The following is a 15,546-nucleotide window of genomic DNA, read 5'->3' on the forward strand; positions in this document are numbered from 1 at the left end:
GGGCGGGGTCGACACATCATCGCCAGGACAGTCTCGCGACGTCAGTGACATTCAGGGTCAGACCCCCACCGCACCGGACCTGTCCAGTATCAACCGGACCACCCCATACTCACAGTGACATTCGGCCCATCCGGCTGCGGGTGCCGGCGAGATGTCAGATGTACATCGCGGGATCGATGTAGCAGGCCGGGTCCACGAGTTCCTCGTGCTGCTTGCGGGGACGGATCGTCGCCGGAATGCCGACGGCGATCGAGTCGGCGGGCACGTCGCGCGTGACCACCGCGTTCGCACCGATCGCGACGTCGTCGCCGATCACCACCGGCCCGAGGACCTTCGCCCCCGCGCCGATGGTGACCCGGTTGCCGATGGTGGGGTGCCGCTTGGTCCGCGCCAGCGACCGCCCGCCGAGCGTGACGCCGTGATAGATCATCACGTCTTCGCCGATCTCGGCGGTCTCCCCGATCACCACGCCCATGCCGTGGTCGACGAAGAAGCGCCGTCCGATCGTCGCGCCGGGGTGGATCTCGATGCCCGTGAGGAAGCGGGTGAACTGCGCCAGGATGCGGGCCGGTCCCCGCAGCGCCGGCCGCGCCCACATCCGGTGTGCGAGCCGATGCGACCAGATCGCGTGCAGCCCCGAATACACGAGGGCGTTCTCCATGTCACCGCGCGACGCCGGATCGTGGCCGCGGGCCGCCTGCAGGTCTTCCCGGAGGGTGCGCAGAACACTCACGATGCGTTCAGTCCCGGATGTGCTCGAACAGCGGAGTGGAGATGTACCGCTCACCGAAGTCGCAGACCACGGCGACGATGAGCTTGCCGGCGTTCTCCGGACGCTTCGCCAGCTCCAGAGCGGCCCACACGATCGCGCCGGACGAGATGCCGCCGAGAATGCCCTCCTGCGTGCCGAGATCCCGGCCCACGCGGACGGCGTCGTCGAACGAGACGTCGACGATCTCGTCGTAGACCTCGCGGTCGAGCACGTCGGGCACGAAGTTCGCGCCGATGCCCTGGATCTTGTGCGGGCCCGGCTGTCCGCCGGTGAGAATGGGCGAATCGATGGGCTCGACGCCGACGATCTTCACCTCCGGCTTGTATTCCTTGAGCCTGCGGCCCGCGCCGGTGATCGTGCCGCCGGTGCCGATGCCGGCGACGAAGATGTCGACCGCGCCCTCGGTGTCCTTCCAGATCTCCTCACCGGTGGTCTGGTAGTGGATCTCCGGGTTCGCCGGGTTGGCGAACTGGCGGGCGAGGACCGCGTTCTCGGTCTTCGCGACGATCTCCTCCGCCTTCGCGACCGCGCCGGCCATGCCCTCGGAGCCGGGGGTCAGGACGATCTCCGCGCCGAACGCCCGCAGCATCACGCGACGCTCGGTGGACATCGTCTCGGGCATCGTCAGGATGACCTTGTAGCCGCGCGCGGCACCGACCATCGCCAGCGCGATACCGGTATTGCCGCTGGTCCCCTCGACGATGGTGCCACCGGGGCGCAGCTCACCGGACTTCTCGGCGGCGTCGATGATCGCCACGCCGATCCGGTCCTTGACGCTGTTGGCCGGGTTGTAGAACTCGAGCTTGACCGCGACCTGGGCGCCGAGACCCTCGGTCAGCCGGTTCAGCCGCACGATCGGGGTTCGCCCGACCAGCTCGGTGACATTGTTGTAGATACCGCTCATGGGCCCGATCCTCCTCCCGGTCGCAGTGCCGACCGGATTGGTTCCGTCGTCACCTATTGCATCATTCCGGCGGATGTCCGATTCACGTGGGGAGCCGCACAGCGGTCCGGCCGCCCCGGGATCCACCGGTTTGCCCACCCTGCTCCCGCGGGTAGCCGACATCATGACTCGTCACCGGCACGCCCGGAACGTCGCCGGCCGGCCGGTCGCAGCCCTGCAGGACAGCACCCCGCTGTGGTAGGGCGTCGCCCACCAGACCCGGCACGGGGCAGGCCCGCCCGCGCCCGGAAGGAGAAACCCGTGTTCGACATCGTCAAGACCGTGGAGAGATCCGGGCGGCAGATCGAGGGGGTCGTCCGTCGCGTCGTCGAACGCACCGGCTCCCACCCCGGTCCCCAGCAGACCGTCACCATCGGCGCACCCCGCGAAACGGTGCAACGGTTCTGGCGCGAGCCCGCCAACCTGTCGCAGGTGTTCGGGGAGCGCACCTCCGTCGCCGCGAGCGGCCCCGACCGTCTCCGGTGGACCTTCGAACTCGGCGCCGACCCGATCACGTGGGAGACGCGCGTGCTCGAGAGCGACGGGGAACTGCAGTTCGTCGCCACCGACACCGGCGACTCGTCGCAGCCACCCCGGGTCCTGCTGTCGTTCGCCACCGCCCCGCACGGCCTCGGCACCGAGGTGAGCATGCGGGCCGACACCCCGGTGCCCGGCCTGATCACCGGCGCGGCCACGTTCACCGCCCTGTACCGGGCCCGCGCGCTGCTGCAGACCGGCGAGATGCCCACATTGCGCGTCAACCCCAGCGCCCGCGGACGCGAACCGGAAGGATCCCACTGATGCGAGCCCTGTGCTGGATGGGCGTGAACGACCTGTCCGTCGAGACGGTCGAGGACCCGAAGCTGCTCAACCCGCACGACGTGATCGTGGAGGTCCGCCTCACGACCACCTGCGGATCCGATCTGCATTTCATCGACGGCTATCTCCCCGGCATGCGGGAGGGCGACGTGTTCGGGCACGAGTTCATGGGCGACGTCGTCGAGAAGGGCGCGGAGGTCACCTCCGTGAACGTCGGCGACCGCGTCGTCGTGCCGTCGTTCATCGGGTGCGGCGCCTGCTGGTACTGCGACCACGACCTGTACTCGGCGTGTGACACCACCAACCCGAACGCTGCGATGCAGCAGCCGCTGCTCGGCTACCCGTCCGGCGGCATCTACGGCTACACCCACCCGTTCGGCGGGTACCAGGGTTCGCACGCGCAGTACGTGCGGGTGCCGTTCGGCGACGTCAACTGCTTCCCGATCCCCGAGGGGATCACCGACGAGCAGGCCCTGTTCCTCTCCGACGCGGTGCCCACCGGGTACATGGGTGCCGACTTCTGCGACATCTCCCCCGGCGACACCGTCGCAGTGTGGGGTGCCGGGGGCGTGGGCCTGATGGCGGCCGTGAGCGCCCGGATCCTCGGCGCCGAACGAGTGATCGTCGTCGACCGCCTGGGCGAACGCCTCGACCTCGCCGCCCGGCTGGGACTGGAGACGATCGACTACTCCGCCGAGGACAGCGTGCAGGAGGCGCTGCGCGAAAGCACCGGCGGCCGCGGACCCGACGCGTGCATCGAGGCTGTCGGCATGGAGGCCCACGGCACCGGCCTGATGCAGATCTACGACCGCGTCAAGCAGGCGCTGCGGATGGAGACCGACCGCGCCACGCCGCTGCGGCAGGCGATCATGGCGTGCCGCAAGGGTGGGGTGGTGTCCGTCCTCGGGGTCTACGGACTCACCGACAAGTTCCCGATGGGCCTGCTCACCAACAAGAGCCTGACCCTGCGCACCGCCCAGCAACACGGACAGCGGTACGTCCCGCGGCTGTTCGAGCACGTGCAGGCCGGCAAGCTCGACCCCAGCCTGTTGATCACCCACGACATGTCGCTCGAGGACTCGGTGCGCGGGTACGAGATGTTCAAGGACAAGAAGGACGGCTGCGTGCGCGCGGTATTCCGGCCGTGACTCCGGTGCGTGGCCGGCGCCCTGCAGCGGGCCGACACCCTGCAGCGGGCCCTGCAGCGGGCCGAATGTCACACACATTCGATCGAATCGAACCTGTGTGACATTCGGCCACCGCAGTGTCGGGGGATGTCGGAAATGTTCAATACGGCCGGCCGCGACGACGCGAGACTCGTTGCATGACGCATTCCGTGAATCCGATCCCCGCCGGTTACACCTCCCTCACGCCGTTCCTCGTCGTCGACGGCGCGGCCCGGGCCGTCGAGTTCTACCGCACGGTCTTCGGCGCCGAGGTCGTCGAACGAACCGACGGGCCCGACGGCACGATCGCGCACGCCGAACTGGACTTCGGGCACGGCCGGCTCCAGTTGAGCGACCCTGCGCCGGCCATGGGGCTGCGCGCGCCCGACGGGACGAACACCGTGGACCATTCCTACGTGCTGTACTGCACCGACGCCGACGCGACGTTCGCCCGCGCGGTCGAGCAGGGTGCGCAGGTCTTCGAGGAACCGTCGACGTTCGTCACCGGAGACCGGTTCGGGACGATCCTCGACCCGTTCGGGCACCGGTGGGCGATCATGACGCGCGTCGAGGACGTCGCGCCCGAAGAAGCACGACGTCGCATCGACGAGTGGCTCGCGAGCCGGTCGTCCTGAGCATCCCTGAAACGCCGAATGTCACATCGGATCGATACAAGCGATCCGATGTGACATTCGGTCGAGCAAGCGTCAGGCCAGGCGCTGCTTCAGGGCCTCGAACTCGTCGCGGATGCCGGAGGGCACCTTCTCGCCGAGGAACTCGAACCATTCCTCGATGAGGGGCAGCTCTTCCTTCCACTCTGCCACGTCGACCTTCAGCGCCTCGTCGACGTCGTCGCGGTCGACGTCGAGGCCCTCGAGGTCGAGGTCCGCGGCGGCCGGCACGAAGCCGATCGGCGTGGTTTGGGCGCCGGCCCGGTGCTCGATGCGGTCGACGATCCACTTGAGCACACGGGAGTTCTCACCGAAGCCCGGCCACAGGAAGCGGCCGTCGTCGCCGCGACGGAACCAGTTGACGTAGAAGATCTTCGGCAGCTTGTCCGAGTCCGCGGACTTGCCGATGTTGATCCAGTGGTTCAGGTAGTCGCCGGCGTTGTAACCGATGAACGGCAGCATCGCCATGGGGTCGCGACGGACGGTGCCGACCTTGCCCTCGGCGGCGGCGGTCTGCTCGGACGACAGCGTCGCGCCGAGGAAGGTGCCGTGCTGCCAGTCGAGGGACTCGCTCACCAGCGGCACGGTCGTCTTGCGACGACCACCGAACAGGATCGCGGAGATCGGCACGCCCTGCGGATCGTCCCACTCGGGGGCGAGGATCGGGCACTGCGACATCGGCGTGCAGTAGCGCGAGTTCGGGTGCGCGGCCGGGGTGCCGGACTCGGGAGTCCAGTCGTTGCCCTTCCAATCGATGAGGTGCTCGGGGTTGCCTTCCAGGCCCTCCCACCACACGTCGCCGTCGTCGGTCTGCGCGACGTTGGTGTACAGCGTGTTGCCGGCCTCCATCGTCTTCATGGCGTTGGGGTTGGAGCCGTGGTTGGTGCCGGGGGCGACGCCGAAGAAGCCGTACTCCGGGTTCACCGCGTACAACCGGCCGTCCTCACCGAAACGCATCCAGGCGATGTCGTCGCCGAGGGTCTCGGCGCGCCAGCCCGGGATGGTCGGCTGGATCATCGCGAGGTTGGTCTTGCCGCAGGCGCTCGGGAACGCGGCCGCCACGTAGTAGGCCTTGTCCTCCGGCGAGATCAGCTTGAGGATCAGCATGTGCTCGGCGAGCCAGCCCTCGTCGTGCGCCATGGCCGAAGCGATACGCAACGAGTAGCACTTCTTGCCGAGCAGGGCGTTGCCGCCGTAGCCGGAGCCGTAGCTCCAGATCTCCCGGTCCTCCGGGAAGTGGGTGATGTACTTGGTGTCGTTGCACGGCCACGGCACGTCCTTCTGGCCGGGCTCGAGCGGCGCACCCACGGAGTGCAGGGCCTTGACGAACGGCTTGTCGGTACCCAGCTTCTCCAGGGCCGCGGTACCCATGCGGGTCATGATGCGCATGGAGACGACGACGTACTCCGAGTCGGTGATCTCGACGCCGAGCTTCGGGTCGTCCGCGCCGAGCGGGCCCATGCAGAACGGCACCACGTAGAGGGTGCGCCCGCGCATGCTGCCGCGGTACAGCTCGGTCATGGTCGCCCGCATCTCGGCCGGATCCATCCAGTTGTTGGTCGGTCCGGCATCGACCTCGTTGCGCGAGCAGATGAAGGTGCGCGACTCGACGCGCGCGACGTCCGACGGGTCGGAGTTGCCCAGGAAGGAATTGGGCTTCTTCTCGTCGTTGAGGCGGGTGAAGGTCCCGGCCTCGACCAGCTGAGTGGTCAGCCGGTCCCATTCCGCGTCGGACCCGTCGGCCCAGACGACCCGGTCGGGCTGAGTGAGTTCGGCGACCTCCTGGACCCATGCGAGCAGCTCGGCGTGCTGGGTCGGGGGCTTGCCATCGGTGCCGTTCAGACCGGGAATGGTCACTGAGGTCATCAAACTCTCCTGGGGTGCGCCGGAACCGGATCCCTCCCCCGACCTGCGACGAACCGTCCCAGGGACCAGCGGCGGACCCGGACTCCCCCTCTCGGCAGGGGTACCACCCGCTTCCTCCGTGGCCGAACGGACGAGGCGGGCGCCGGATGTCCTATTCATAGAGGTTAACGCCGGACTTCGGGGTGATGGCAATCGGGGCCGGTCGGAAATGTCACAGAAACGATTCAGAGGGCGAACACAGTACCCGCCTCACCAGCCCCGGGCACGGGCGATTTGCGTCACTTTCCCCGATCGAGGTGACCTTCGTCAATCCGGGTCCAGTGCTCCACACCGTCGACATCGCGCCGGAACTGCCACACTCCGAACCGCCCGTCGTCGCCGAGTTCGGTGACCCGGTCGAACCACCCGTCGGCGTCGGTGTCCGATGCGACGACGAGTGCCTCCGCGGTGGCGAACGTGACGGTGTCGAGCAGCCCGTCGCCATCGACGTCCACGGCCTGCGGCAGCGCCCCCGGTCCGGCCGGGTCGAGCAGCGCGGGGGCCAGCCCCGGACCGAACGCGGGACGTCCCGGGACGGGCACGTCGGGCTCCCCCACCTCGCCGTCGGTGCCGGCGAATCCGTCCACCATCGCGCGCTCCTCACTGCCGTGTCACACCATCGGACGCTGTCGTCCCCTCGGACGCTGTCATCCCGTTGGACGCGCCCGCCCGGCCCGCGGTTCCCGCCCGGGCGAGCACGGCGAGATCGCGCTCGCACGCCGCCAGCTGCCCGGCACGGTCCTCGGCGCGACGTCTCAGCTCGTCGTCGAGGGCGGCGATGCGGTCGCGCGCCGTGGCGAGCCGGGCGGTGCGCGCGACGGCGAGCGCGGACCCGAGCCGGGCCTCCGCGTCGACGATGCGCTCGAGCGCGACGGCCTCGAGCTCGGCGCGCACCTCGACGAGTTCCTCGAGCGCCCACCTGCGCATCCGGTCCCGTTCGGCGAGCCGTCGCCGCACCCGCACCAGCCACCACGCCGCCGCCGCGCCGAGCAGCAGGCTCAGCGGTACCGTCGCCAGCTCGAGCGTGGGCACCAGGGCCAGCGGAGACACCGCGACGCGTCCCAGCCCCGCCCCGGCCGACGCGCCGATCAGCACGGTGAGGCGGTCCTCCACGGGACGTCGCGGGGACGGCGGCACGGGCCGCGGGGGCACGGTCGCCGGGCCGGCCGGTTCCGGGTCACCCGGTCCGATCCGGGCCAGCCGCTCGGTGACGACCGTGCCGACCCGGGCGTACAGGTCGCGGACCACGTCGTCGAGCAGGTGCGGCACGTGCGCCGGGTCCACCGCCTCGATCGCGTCGCGTAGTTCGGCGGACGCGGCGCGCACGGCCGCCGCGACGGCCTGCGCGGTGTCGATGCGGGCCCGTTGCAGCTCGGCGCGGAGCCCTCCGTCGTCGGCGGGAGTGGTTGCCCGCAGGCTCCACCGCGCCCGTTCGGCGCGCAGCGCCGCGGTGTCGTCGCCGGCACGCAGGGCAGCGGCCGCCCGCACCACGAGGTGGCGGGTCTCGGCGACGACGGCGGTGCGCAGGGCCCGGCCCGCGTGCGGACCCGGGACGAGCGCCGCCGTCAGCGCCTCGTGCAGGTCGACGATCCCGGATTCGAGCCGCAGCACCGCTCCCGCGTCGCCGCCGACGGCGCGGGAGCGCGCGGCGAGCGACGTCCCGACGGGCAGCAATGTCACCGGACCGAGCCAGGGTGCGTGCCGTTGCAGCAGCGCGACGTCCCGCTCGTGCACCGCCCGCCAGTCCGGGTGCGCGTCGGTCCCGGTGAGCGCGCACACCACGCGGCCGCTGCCGCGCCCGGCGGACTCGAGGACGGCGAGTTCGGTCCGGCCGAGGTGGGCCGACGCCTCGAACACCATCAGCACGACGGTGGCGGGACCGTCGCGGACGTAGTCGACTGCCGGGCCGAGCGCGGTGAGCTCGTCGACGAGCGCCCCGCGGCCGCAGCCGTCGACCCCGGCCACCCGGATCCGCGGCGGGTCCGACGTGGCGTGCAGCCGCGCCCATCCCTCCGGGTTCCAGCGGCGCACGACGTCGCCGACGTCGGCCGGGATCACCGCGACGATCCGGTGAGGTCGTCGAGGGCGGCCTCGATGACGTCGCGGGCCCGCGGGCCGGCACCGATGCCCGCCAGGTCGCGGGCGAGCACGGCGTCGCGGCGGCGGCGCGCGGAACCGAGTCGTTCGACGACCGCCGCCGGCCCGGAGCCGGGCGCGAGAACCGGCCGTCGCACGTGCGCGGCCGCGCGGGCGAACGCGGCCCCGGCATCCGCGAGTCCCTCGGTCCGATCGAGCACGACGACGAGGCGTTCGTCGTCGCCCGTGACGAGTGCCGCCGGATCGGCGGGGCGGACGAGTGCCGCCAGATCGGCGGGGTGGGCCCGCGCCGCGAGCACGAGGAGGACGACGTCCGCGTCGAGGACCGGTTCGGGCCGGTCCGGCGAGTCGAGCTCCACGGTGTCGACGAGTGCCGACGCCGCGACCGCCGCCTCGACGGCTGCGCGGAGGGCGGGACGGACGGCGCCGCCGCGACCGGCGATCTGCACCCGCAGCGGGGCGTCGCGCCGGTCGAGGGCGCACTGCACCTGCCGGCCGGCCCGGGCGTCGAACCGGCCGATGTCCTCGACGATCCGCCGCCACCGAGCGTGCGCGGCCCCCGCATCCCCCACCATGACCACCCCCGTGTGTCGCCGTCGATTCTGGCAGAGGCTGCCGTCGACGGCAGCGGCTCGGGGGACGGGCACCCTGAGAAAGTACGGCAGCCTGAGAAAACACTGTGGTCACTTCAGTCCCTCCTGCCACACACCCTCCCGATACGCGACAATGGTCGGGTGAACGACGCCGATCTGGACACGACCGAGACGCTGGAGCAGCGCCCGACCCGAGGAAACCGTCTGTACCCGCGGGTGACGAGTTTCCGCTCGCGGCGGGGCGCGCTGACGCTCCCGCAGCAGGAGTCGTGGGACCGCTGCTGGCCCGAGCTGGGCCGCGACGTCGGCGACGACCGGCTCGACGTCGACGCCTGGTTCGGCCGCTCGGCGCCGGTCGTCCTGGAGATCGGCTCCGGCACCGGAACGGCCGCGGTGACGATGGCCCGGACCGAACCGCATGTGAACCTCATCGCCGTCGAGGTCTACAAGCCCGGCATCGCGCAGACGCTGCAGCAGATCGAACGGACCTACGACACCGACACGCCGATCCGGAACCTGCGGATCCTGCGCGGCGACGCGGTCGAGGTACTCGAGCACATGGTGGCCCCCGAGTCGCTGACCGGCGTGCGGGTGTTCTTCCCGGACCCGTGGCCCAAGGCCCGCCACCACAAGCGCCGCCTGCTGCAGTCGCCGACGTTCGCCCTGATCGCGAGCCGGCTGCAGCCGGGCGGCGTGCTGCACGTCGCGACGGACCACGCCGAGTACGCCGAGGCCATCGCCGAGGCGGGCAACGCCGAACCGTTGCTGACGACGCTCGACTGGGAGTCCCCCATCAGCCACGAGCGCCCCGTCACGAAGTTCGAGGACAAGGCGCAGCGGGTGGGCAGCAGCATCACGGAGCTGGTCTGGGGGAAGATCAGGGCATGAGCGTCCACGAAGAACTGTCCGACGTGTCCGCGGCCCCCACGGCGGACGGCACCGAGCGGCACGAGCGGGTACTGCTCGTGTGGGACGCGCCGAACCTGGACATGGGTCTCGGTGCCATCCTGGGTGGTCGGCCCACCGCCGCGTACCGGCCGCGGTTCGACGCGCTCGGACGGTGGCTGCTCGGCCGCACGTCCGAGCTCTCGCGCACCACGACGGCCACCCTCGACCCCGAGGCGACGGTGTTCACGAACATCGCGCCGGGCAGCGCCGACGTCGTGCGCCCGTGGGTCGAGGCGTTGCGCAACGTCGGCTTCGCGGTGTTCGCCAAGCCGAAGATCGACGAGGACAGCGACGTAGACTCCGACATGTTGCGGCACATCGCGCTGCGACGCAGTGAGGGTCTGGCGGGGGTGATGGTCGCCTCCGCCGACGGGCAGGCGTTCCGGGAACCGCTCGAGGAGATCGCCGCGACCGGCGTGGCGGTGCAGGTCCTCGGTTTCCGCGAGCACGCCAGCTGGGCGGTCACGTCCGAGGTGCTCGACTTCGTGGACCTCGAGGACATCCCGGGGGTGTTCCGCGAGCCGCTGCCACGCGTGAGCCTGGACTCGCTGCCCGACGAGGGCGCCTGGTTGCAGCCGTTCCGACCGCTGTCCGCCCTGCTCGTGGGCCGCAAGAGCGTGGCCGAATAGGAGAATTTCGTGTTCGACCGCTGGGGAGAGCTCGTCCACCGTGCGCGCTTCACCGTTATCGCGGTGATGGTGGCCGGTCTGCTCGGGCTCGCCGGGTACGGCGCGAGCCTGAACGATCATCTCAGCCAGAGCGGCTGGGACGATCCCGGCTCGGAGTCCGTCGCTGCGGCGAAGCTGGCCGACGGCACCTTCGGCCGCGACACGAACGGCGACGTCCTGGCGTTGTACACGGCGCCGGAGGGCAGGACGGTCGACGATCCGGAGTTCGCGGCGAAGGTCAAGGACAGTCTCAACTCGCTGGTCGCGGACCATCCGGATCAGATCCTGAAGATCAACGGTGCGTACTGGCCGACGAACGGCGCCCCGGCGGTGCCGGCGCTGGCGGACCAGTCGCGGCAGCACGCCGTGGCGTCGGTCGCCATCGCGGGCGACAACGACACCGAGCTGACCAACAACTTCCGCGACGTGAAGGACGAGTTCCTCATCGACGGGGTCGACGTGCAGCTCGCCGGCCTGCAACCGATCTCCGGCGCCCTCAACGACACGATGGCGCAGGACATCAAGCGCATGGAGCTCCTCGCCATCCCGGCGGTCGGAATCCTGCTGTTCTTCGTCTTCGGCGGCGTGATCGCGGCCGCGATGCCGCTGATCACCGGCGGCCTGACGGTCGTCGCCGCGAACGGCATCGTGCGGCTCATCACGAACTTCACCGAGGTCAACTCGTTCGTCGCGCCCGTGGTCTCGCTGATCGGCCTGGGCCTGGCGATCGACTACGGCCTGTTCATGGTGTCCCGGTTCCGGGAGGAACTCGCCGAGGGCTACGCCGCGTCCGCCGCCGTGCGCCGCACGGTGATGACGGCCGGGCGCACCGTGGTGTTCTCCGCCACGATGGTCGTCACCAGCCTCGGCGGCCTGCTGCTGTTCCCGCAGGGCTTCCTCAAGTCCGTCGCGTACGGCGCGATCGCGACGGTGACGCTGGCGGCGATCACCTCGATCACGCTGCTACCCGCCATGCTCGCCATCCTCGGCAGGAACATCGACAAGTGGGGCTGGTCCCGGTTCGGGCAGATCCAGTCCAACGAGCAGGTCGAGAACAGCATCTGGGGACGGATCACCCGGTGGGTGATGCGCAACCCGCTCAAGGTCACCATCCCCACGGTGATCGGCCTGCTGCTGCTCATCGTGCCGCTGACCGGCATCAAGTTCGGCGGCATCAACGAGACCTACCTGCCGCCCGACCATCCGACGCGGCTCGCCCAGGAACAGTTCGACGAGCTGTTCCCCGGCCAGCGCGCCGAGCCGGTGCGCATCGTCGTCCGCGGCGCCGAGGGCGGCGACCTCAACGAGATCATCCAGACGGCCAGCACGGCCCCCGGCCTGGTGGAGAAGTTCACCATCGAGGGCCCCGCACGGGACGGCGTCCGCGTCGTCAAGGCCGGGCTCGAGGACCGCAACAACTCCGCCGAGACCATCGACTACCTGCATGCGGCGCAGTGGCCCGACGGCGTGGAGGTGCTCGTCGGCGGCACACCGGCGATCGAACAGGATTCGATCGCCGCGCTGATGAACACGCTGCCGCTGATGGTGACGGTGGTCATCGTGCTCACGACCCTGCTGATGTTCCTCGCGTTCGGGTCGCTGGTGCTGCCGATCAAGGCGGCGCTGATGAGTGCGCTGGGCCTGGGCGCCACCCTCGGCATCCTGACGTGGATCTTCATCGACGGTCACGGGGCCGGGCCGCTGAACTTCACGCCCGGTCCCATCATGTCGCCGGTGCTCGTGCTGATCATCGCGATCATCTACGGCCTGTCCACCGACTACGAGGTCTTCCTGCTCTCCCGCATGGTCGAGGCCCGCTCGCAAGGGGCGAGCACCACCGAATCCATCCGGATCGGCACGGCGCACACCGGCCGCATCATCACGGCCGCGGCGCTGATCCTGATCGTCGTCACCGGCGCCTTCGGCTTCTCCGAACTGGTGATGATGAAGTACATCGCCTACGGCATGATCGCGGCCCTGATCATCGACGCCACGGTGATCCGCATGCTGCTCGTGCCGGCGACGATGAAACTGCTCGGCGACGACTGCTGGTGGGCACCGGCGTGGATGAAGCGGATCCAGGCCAGGATCGGGCTCGCGGAGCCGATCCTCGACAACGAGCTCATGCCGCAGGACGTGCCGGAGCTGATCACGGTCGGCATGTTCGGCCCGGCGACCGTCGCGGCCACCGGGTCGCACCGCCTGCCCACCGTCGCCGGCGTCGCCACGGACGATCCGATGACGCAGCCGCTGCCGAAGATCGCCGCACCCCGCTCGGCCGCCGAGCAGCGGCGCGTCCGCGACCTGCAGCCGCCACCCCGCCGATCGGCCCCGCCACGCGCCCCGCGCCCGGCCGAGCCACCGGCACGGGCACCGGAGGACCGGGACCGGCCGCCCCGGCGTCGTCCGGCCGGGGCGACCCCGGCGGCTCCCGAGGCACGGCCGCAGCAGCCGGCACCGGCAGCGCAGAATCCGTCGGGCCGGATCCCGGCGCCGATTCCGCCCGCTCCCCCGCAGGACCGTCCTCGCCCGCCGGCACCCGAGCCGCAGCAACCGCGCACCGAGCGGCCGCCGGCCCCGCAACCGCAGGCGCAGCGTCCCCTGCCCCAGCGCCCCCGCCCGCAGCAGGCACCGTCCCAGCAGGCACCGGCCCAGCAGGCACCGTCGCAGCCGCCGAGAGAAGTGCCGGGCCAGGTCCCGCCCGTGCAGGACCAGCGGTCCTCCCCGCCCGCCACGCCGCCGCTGCCCCGCCGGCAGCGCGGCGACGTGCCGCCCCCGGTGAACCAGACGTACGTGCGCCCGCAGGTGCAGCCGCAACCGCGCTCGTCCGGCGCGCCCACCCGGGACCCGCAGGCAATCGAGAACTGGCTCTCGCAGCTGCGACGCGCCAACCCGCGGACGGCGGATCAGCCGGTCGCGGGCGACCGGCCCTCGACGACGCCTCCGGCGGAGGGCAGCGCCCCCGCCGGCAGGGCCGACGACTCCACGGCGAACCGGCACGAGGCCGACGAGCAGGATTCGCAGCGCGGCCGGCACGGCGGTGCCGAGAACAGCCAGTCGATCAGCGTGAGTGAACTCATCGCGCGGCAGCGCCGCCGCTGACCGAGCGGGTCAGTCCTCGCCCGGCCCCGGCTCCGCCGAGCCGGAGCCGGTCTCCGGGGCCGCGGAGCGTCCGGCGAACGCTTTGGCGTACCGGGTACCGGCGGCGAGCAGCAGCAGGCCCACCACGATGAAGGCGACGACCCGCCACACCCCCTCGAGGGCAGCGAGGTCGAACAGGAAGAGCTTGGCCAACGCGGCGCCGGTCAGTGACAGCCCCGCGGCCAGCGCGGCGTGCGCGTACTCGGTGCGGGCGAGGCCGAGCGCCAGCATCGCGGTCGCCGCGATCATCCAGCAGATGGTCGCCGCGGTGTGCCCGGCGACGAATCCGGCGTCCGCACCGCCCAGGAGGACGCCCGCGGTCACCAGTGCCGTGGTCACCGCATACAGCACCACGAGTGCCGCACCGCTCCACATCCACGGGACGCCGCGTTCGCGGACGAGCCGCAGTCGCGTCGCCGTCCACGCGAGCAGCAGCGTGACCGCGGCGAGCAGGACGGCCGTGACGAGCGTGGCCGCGTCGAGGCGGTCCACGGCCAGCTCGCGGTCGGTGAGGTTCTCGAGTTCGGCGCCGTCGTAGAACATCGCTCCTCCGAGCACCCAGAAGCCGAGGCCGGCGACGTACAGCAGGCGCGACCGCATCGACGCGGCCGCGCCGGCATACCCGGCGGCGACCGCGAGCAGCACCGTGGCAGCCGCGTCGGGGCTCGCGCCCGCGAGGCACGCGTGCAGCAGCGCGAACGCCGCCACCGCGACGGACGCCACCCGCAGCGGACGCGACCGGGGCCCGGCGAGGGCGAACAGCACGAGGTACCCGGCGGCGGCCGTGCCCTCGAGCGCGACGGTGGGCCACCGGTCCAGCCGCAACCCGACGGCGAGCAGCGGCAGCGCCGCCACCGCCAGGCACACCGCGGCGACGACGTCGCCCGGCTCCCGGCGCAGCAGCAGCACCGCAGTGCCGGCGACGAAAGCGGCGACCGCCACCGAGAAGCCGACCAGCCAGGCGAGTTCGCCACGATCGGCAAGCTCGGCCCCGGCGATCGACACCAGCAGGACCGCGGCGATCGGCACGACCCGCGCGAGATGCAGCAGCGCCCAGTTGCGGTGCCACTGGGCCGGAAAGCTCGCGACGAGCAGCACCAGCAGGAAGCCGAGCAGCAGCAACGGATCACCGTCCGACAGGGTGGGCGCGAGCAGCGCGGCCCCGAGCACGAGCAGCACGGCCAGAATCCGGTCCGACCAGCGCACCGCGAGCGCGACCCCGGCGCCGGCGACGACGAGCGCGGCGGCCAGACCGACGACCGCCGGCACCCACCGGTAGTAGGCGGTTGCGGCGAAGACCACCAGGTAGCCGCCCGCGAAACCGGTCGCGGCCAGGGCGGCACCGCCGACGCGTCCGCCGTCGCGGCGGTGTACCCGGATCCCGGCGGCCACCAGCGCGGCCGACAGCACCGCACCGGAGACGACGCGGGGCACGGGACCGAAGACACCGGCCTGCGCGGCGAGCACGAGCAGCATCACCACGCCGATGAGGGTGACCGCCACCCCGGCGACGGCAAGCAGGCGGCTGATCACGCCGTCGCGCTGCCACCACGGTTCCCGCGCCGGCGCCGGCGCCGGCGGCCGCGGCGGGGCGACGGGCGGGACCGGACGCGGTGGTGGAGCCGGGGTCCGCGACATGGGTGGCACGGGCGCCGGGGCCGGGGCGACGGCGAGGCGGTCGAGCTGGGCCCGCAGATGTGCGACGTGCGCGCCGACGGCGTACAGGTGCTGTTCGAGCGCGTAGCACTCGCCGGACAGCTGGGCGACGAGCCGCGGATCGAGGCCGGGCGGGGTCGGCGTACTCATCCCTACATGGTCCGCGG

14 protein-coding genes are annotated in these 15,546 nt (G+C 71.4%); 7 read left to right on the forward strand and 7 right to left on the reverse strand.

Going from position 1 to position 15,546, the window contains the following annotated elements; translation table 11 throughout:
• Nucleotides 1-154 precede the first annotated feature (154 nt).
• Both epsC and cysK read right to left on the reverse strand, forming a co-directional pair.
• Nucleotides 155-733, reverse strand: a complete 579-nt coding sequence (gene epsC / locus ACWPOB_RS12385; protein ID WP_006940242.1) for a serine O-acetyltransferase EpsC — start codon at nt 731-733, stop codon at nt 155-157.
• A gap of 7 nt (nt 734-740) precedes the next feature.
• A complete protein-coding gene (cysK, locus tag ACWPOB_RS12390) occupies nt 741-1,676 on the reverse strand; it encodes a cysteine synthase A (RefSeq protein ID WP_072636276.1) in 936 nt (311 codons plus the stop codon).
• A gap of 73 nt (nt 1,677-1,749) precedes the next feature.
• Here cysK and ACWPOB_RS12395 point away from each other — a divergent pair, with 73 nt between their 5' ends.
• The 4 genes from ACWPOB_RS12395 (at nt 1,750) to ACWPOB_RS12410 (ending at nt 4,335) form a co-directional block, all read left to right on the forward strand.
• Nucleotides 1,750-1,917, forward strand: a complete 168-nt coding sequence (locus ACWPOB_RS12395; protein WP_170913988.1) for a hypothetical protein — start codon at nt 1,750-1,752, stop codon at nt 1,915-1,917.
• A 59-nt stretch (nt 1,918-1,976) separates the two neighbouring features.
• A complete protein-coding gene (locus tag ACWPOB_RS12400) occupies nt 1,977-2,516 on the forward strand; it encodes a hypothetical protein (protein ID WP_455400990.1) in 540 nt (179 codons plus the stop codon).
• Complete coding sequence (locus tag ACWPOB_RS12405) at nt 2,516-3,682, forward strand: zinc-dependent alcohol dehydrogenase (protein ID WP_100056977.1); 1,167 nt, start codon at nt 2,516-2,518, stop codon at nt 3,680-3,682. The genes ACWPOB_RS12400 and ACWPOB_RS12405 overlap by 1 nt, the downstream gene beginning before the upstream one ends.
• A gap of 176 nt (nt 3,683-3,858) precedes the next feature.
• Nucleotides 3,859-4,335: a VOC family protein gene (locus ACWPOB_RS12410; protein ID WP_100056976.1), complete on the forward strand. Its 477-nt coding sequence runs from the start codon at nt 3,859-3,861 to the stop codon at nt 4,333-4,335.
• Between the two features lie 72 nt (nt 4,336-4,407).
• Here ACWPOB_RS12410 and ACWPOB_RS12415 read toward each other — a convergent pair whose 3' ends face one another.
• From ACWPOB_RS12415 to ACWPOB_RS12430, 4 genes are all read right to left on the reverse strand, one after another.
• Nucleotides 4,408-6,237, reverse strand: a complete 1,830-nt coding sequence (locus ACWPOB_RS12415) for a phosphoenolpyruvate carboxykinase (GTP) (RefSeq protein WP_100056975.1) — start codon at nt 6,235-6,237, stop codon at nt 4,408-4,410.
• A gap of 278 nt (nt 6,238-6,515) precedes the next feature.
• Nucleotides 6,516-6,866 carry a DUF6802 family protein gene (locus tag ACWPOB_RS12420; RefSeq protein ID WP_455400991.1) on the reverse strand — a complete coding sequence of 117 codons (351 nt, stop codon included), beginning with the start codon at nt 6,864-6,866 and terminating at the stop codon, nt 6,516-6,518.
• Between the two features lie 10 nt (nt 6,867-6,876).
• Complete coding sequence (locus tag ACWPOB_RS12425; RefSeq protein ID WP_455400992.1) at nt 6,877-8,334, reverse strand: hypothetical protein; 1,458 nt, start codon at nt 8,332-8,334, stop codon at nt 6,877-6,879.
• The gene (locus tag ACWPOB_RS12430; RefSeq protein ID WP_455400993.1) at nt 8,331-9,020 is read right to left on the reverse strand and encodes a hypothetical protein; all 690 of its coding nucleotides are present in this window, start codon (nt 9,018-9,020) and stop codon (nt 8,331-8,333) included. Before ACWPOB_RS12430 ends, ACWPOB_RS12425 begins: the two co-directional genes overlap by 4 nt.
• Before the next feature lie 87 nt (nt 9,021-9,107).
• On the opposite strand from ACWPOB_RS12430, the gene trmB reads away from it, so the two are divergent.
• The 3 genes from trmB to ACWPOB_RS12445 are packed head-to-tail and all read left to right on the forward strand — an operon-like array spanning nt 9,108 to nt 13,684.
• Complete coding sequence (trmB, locus tag ACWPOB_RS12435; RefSeq protein WP_100058494.1) at nt 9,108-9,854, forward strand: tRNA (guanosine(46)-N7)-methyltransferase TrmB; 747 nt, start codon at nt 9,108-9,110, stop codon at nt 9,852-9,854.
• Nucleotides 9,851-10,543, forward strand: a complete 693-nt coding sequence (locus tag ACWPOB_RS12440) for an NYN domain-containing protein (RefSeq protein ID WP_100058493.1) — start codon at nt 9,851-9,853, stop codon at nt 10,541-10,543. Before trmB ends, ACWPOB_RS12440 begins: the two co-directional genes overlap by 4 nt.
• Nucleotides 10,544-10,552: 9 nt before the next feature.
• Entirely contained in the window at nt 10,553-13,684 is a 3,132-nt protein-coding gene (locus tag ACWPOB_RS12445) for an MMPL family transporter (RefSeq protein ID WP_455400994.1), read from the forward strand.
• A 9-nt stretch (nt 13,685-13,693) separates the two neighbouring features.
• Here the strand turns inward: ACWPOB_RS12445 and ACWPOB_RS12450 are convergent, their stop codons facing one another.
• Nucleotides 13,694-15,529 (reverse strand): DUF2339 domain-containing protein, encoded by a 1,836-nt coding sequence (locus tag ACWPOB_RS12450; protein ID WP_455400995.1) that lies wholly within the window; start codon nt 15,527-15,529, stop codon nt 13,694-13,696.
• Between the last annotated feature and the right edge of the window lie 17 nt (nt 15,530-15,546).

The sequence above is a fragment of the Rhodococcus sp. 2H158 genome, from assembly GCF_053764755.1.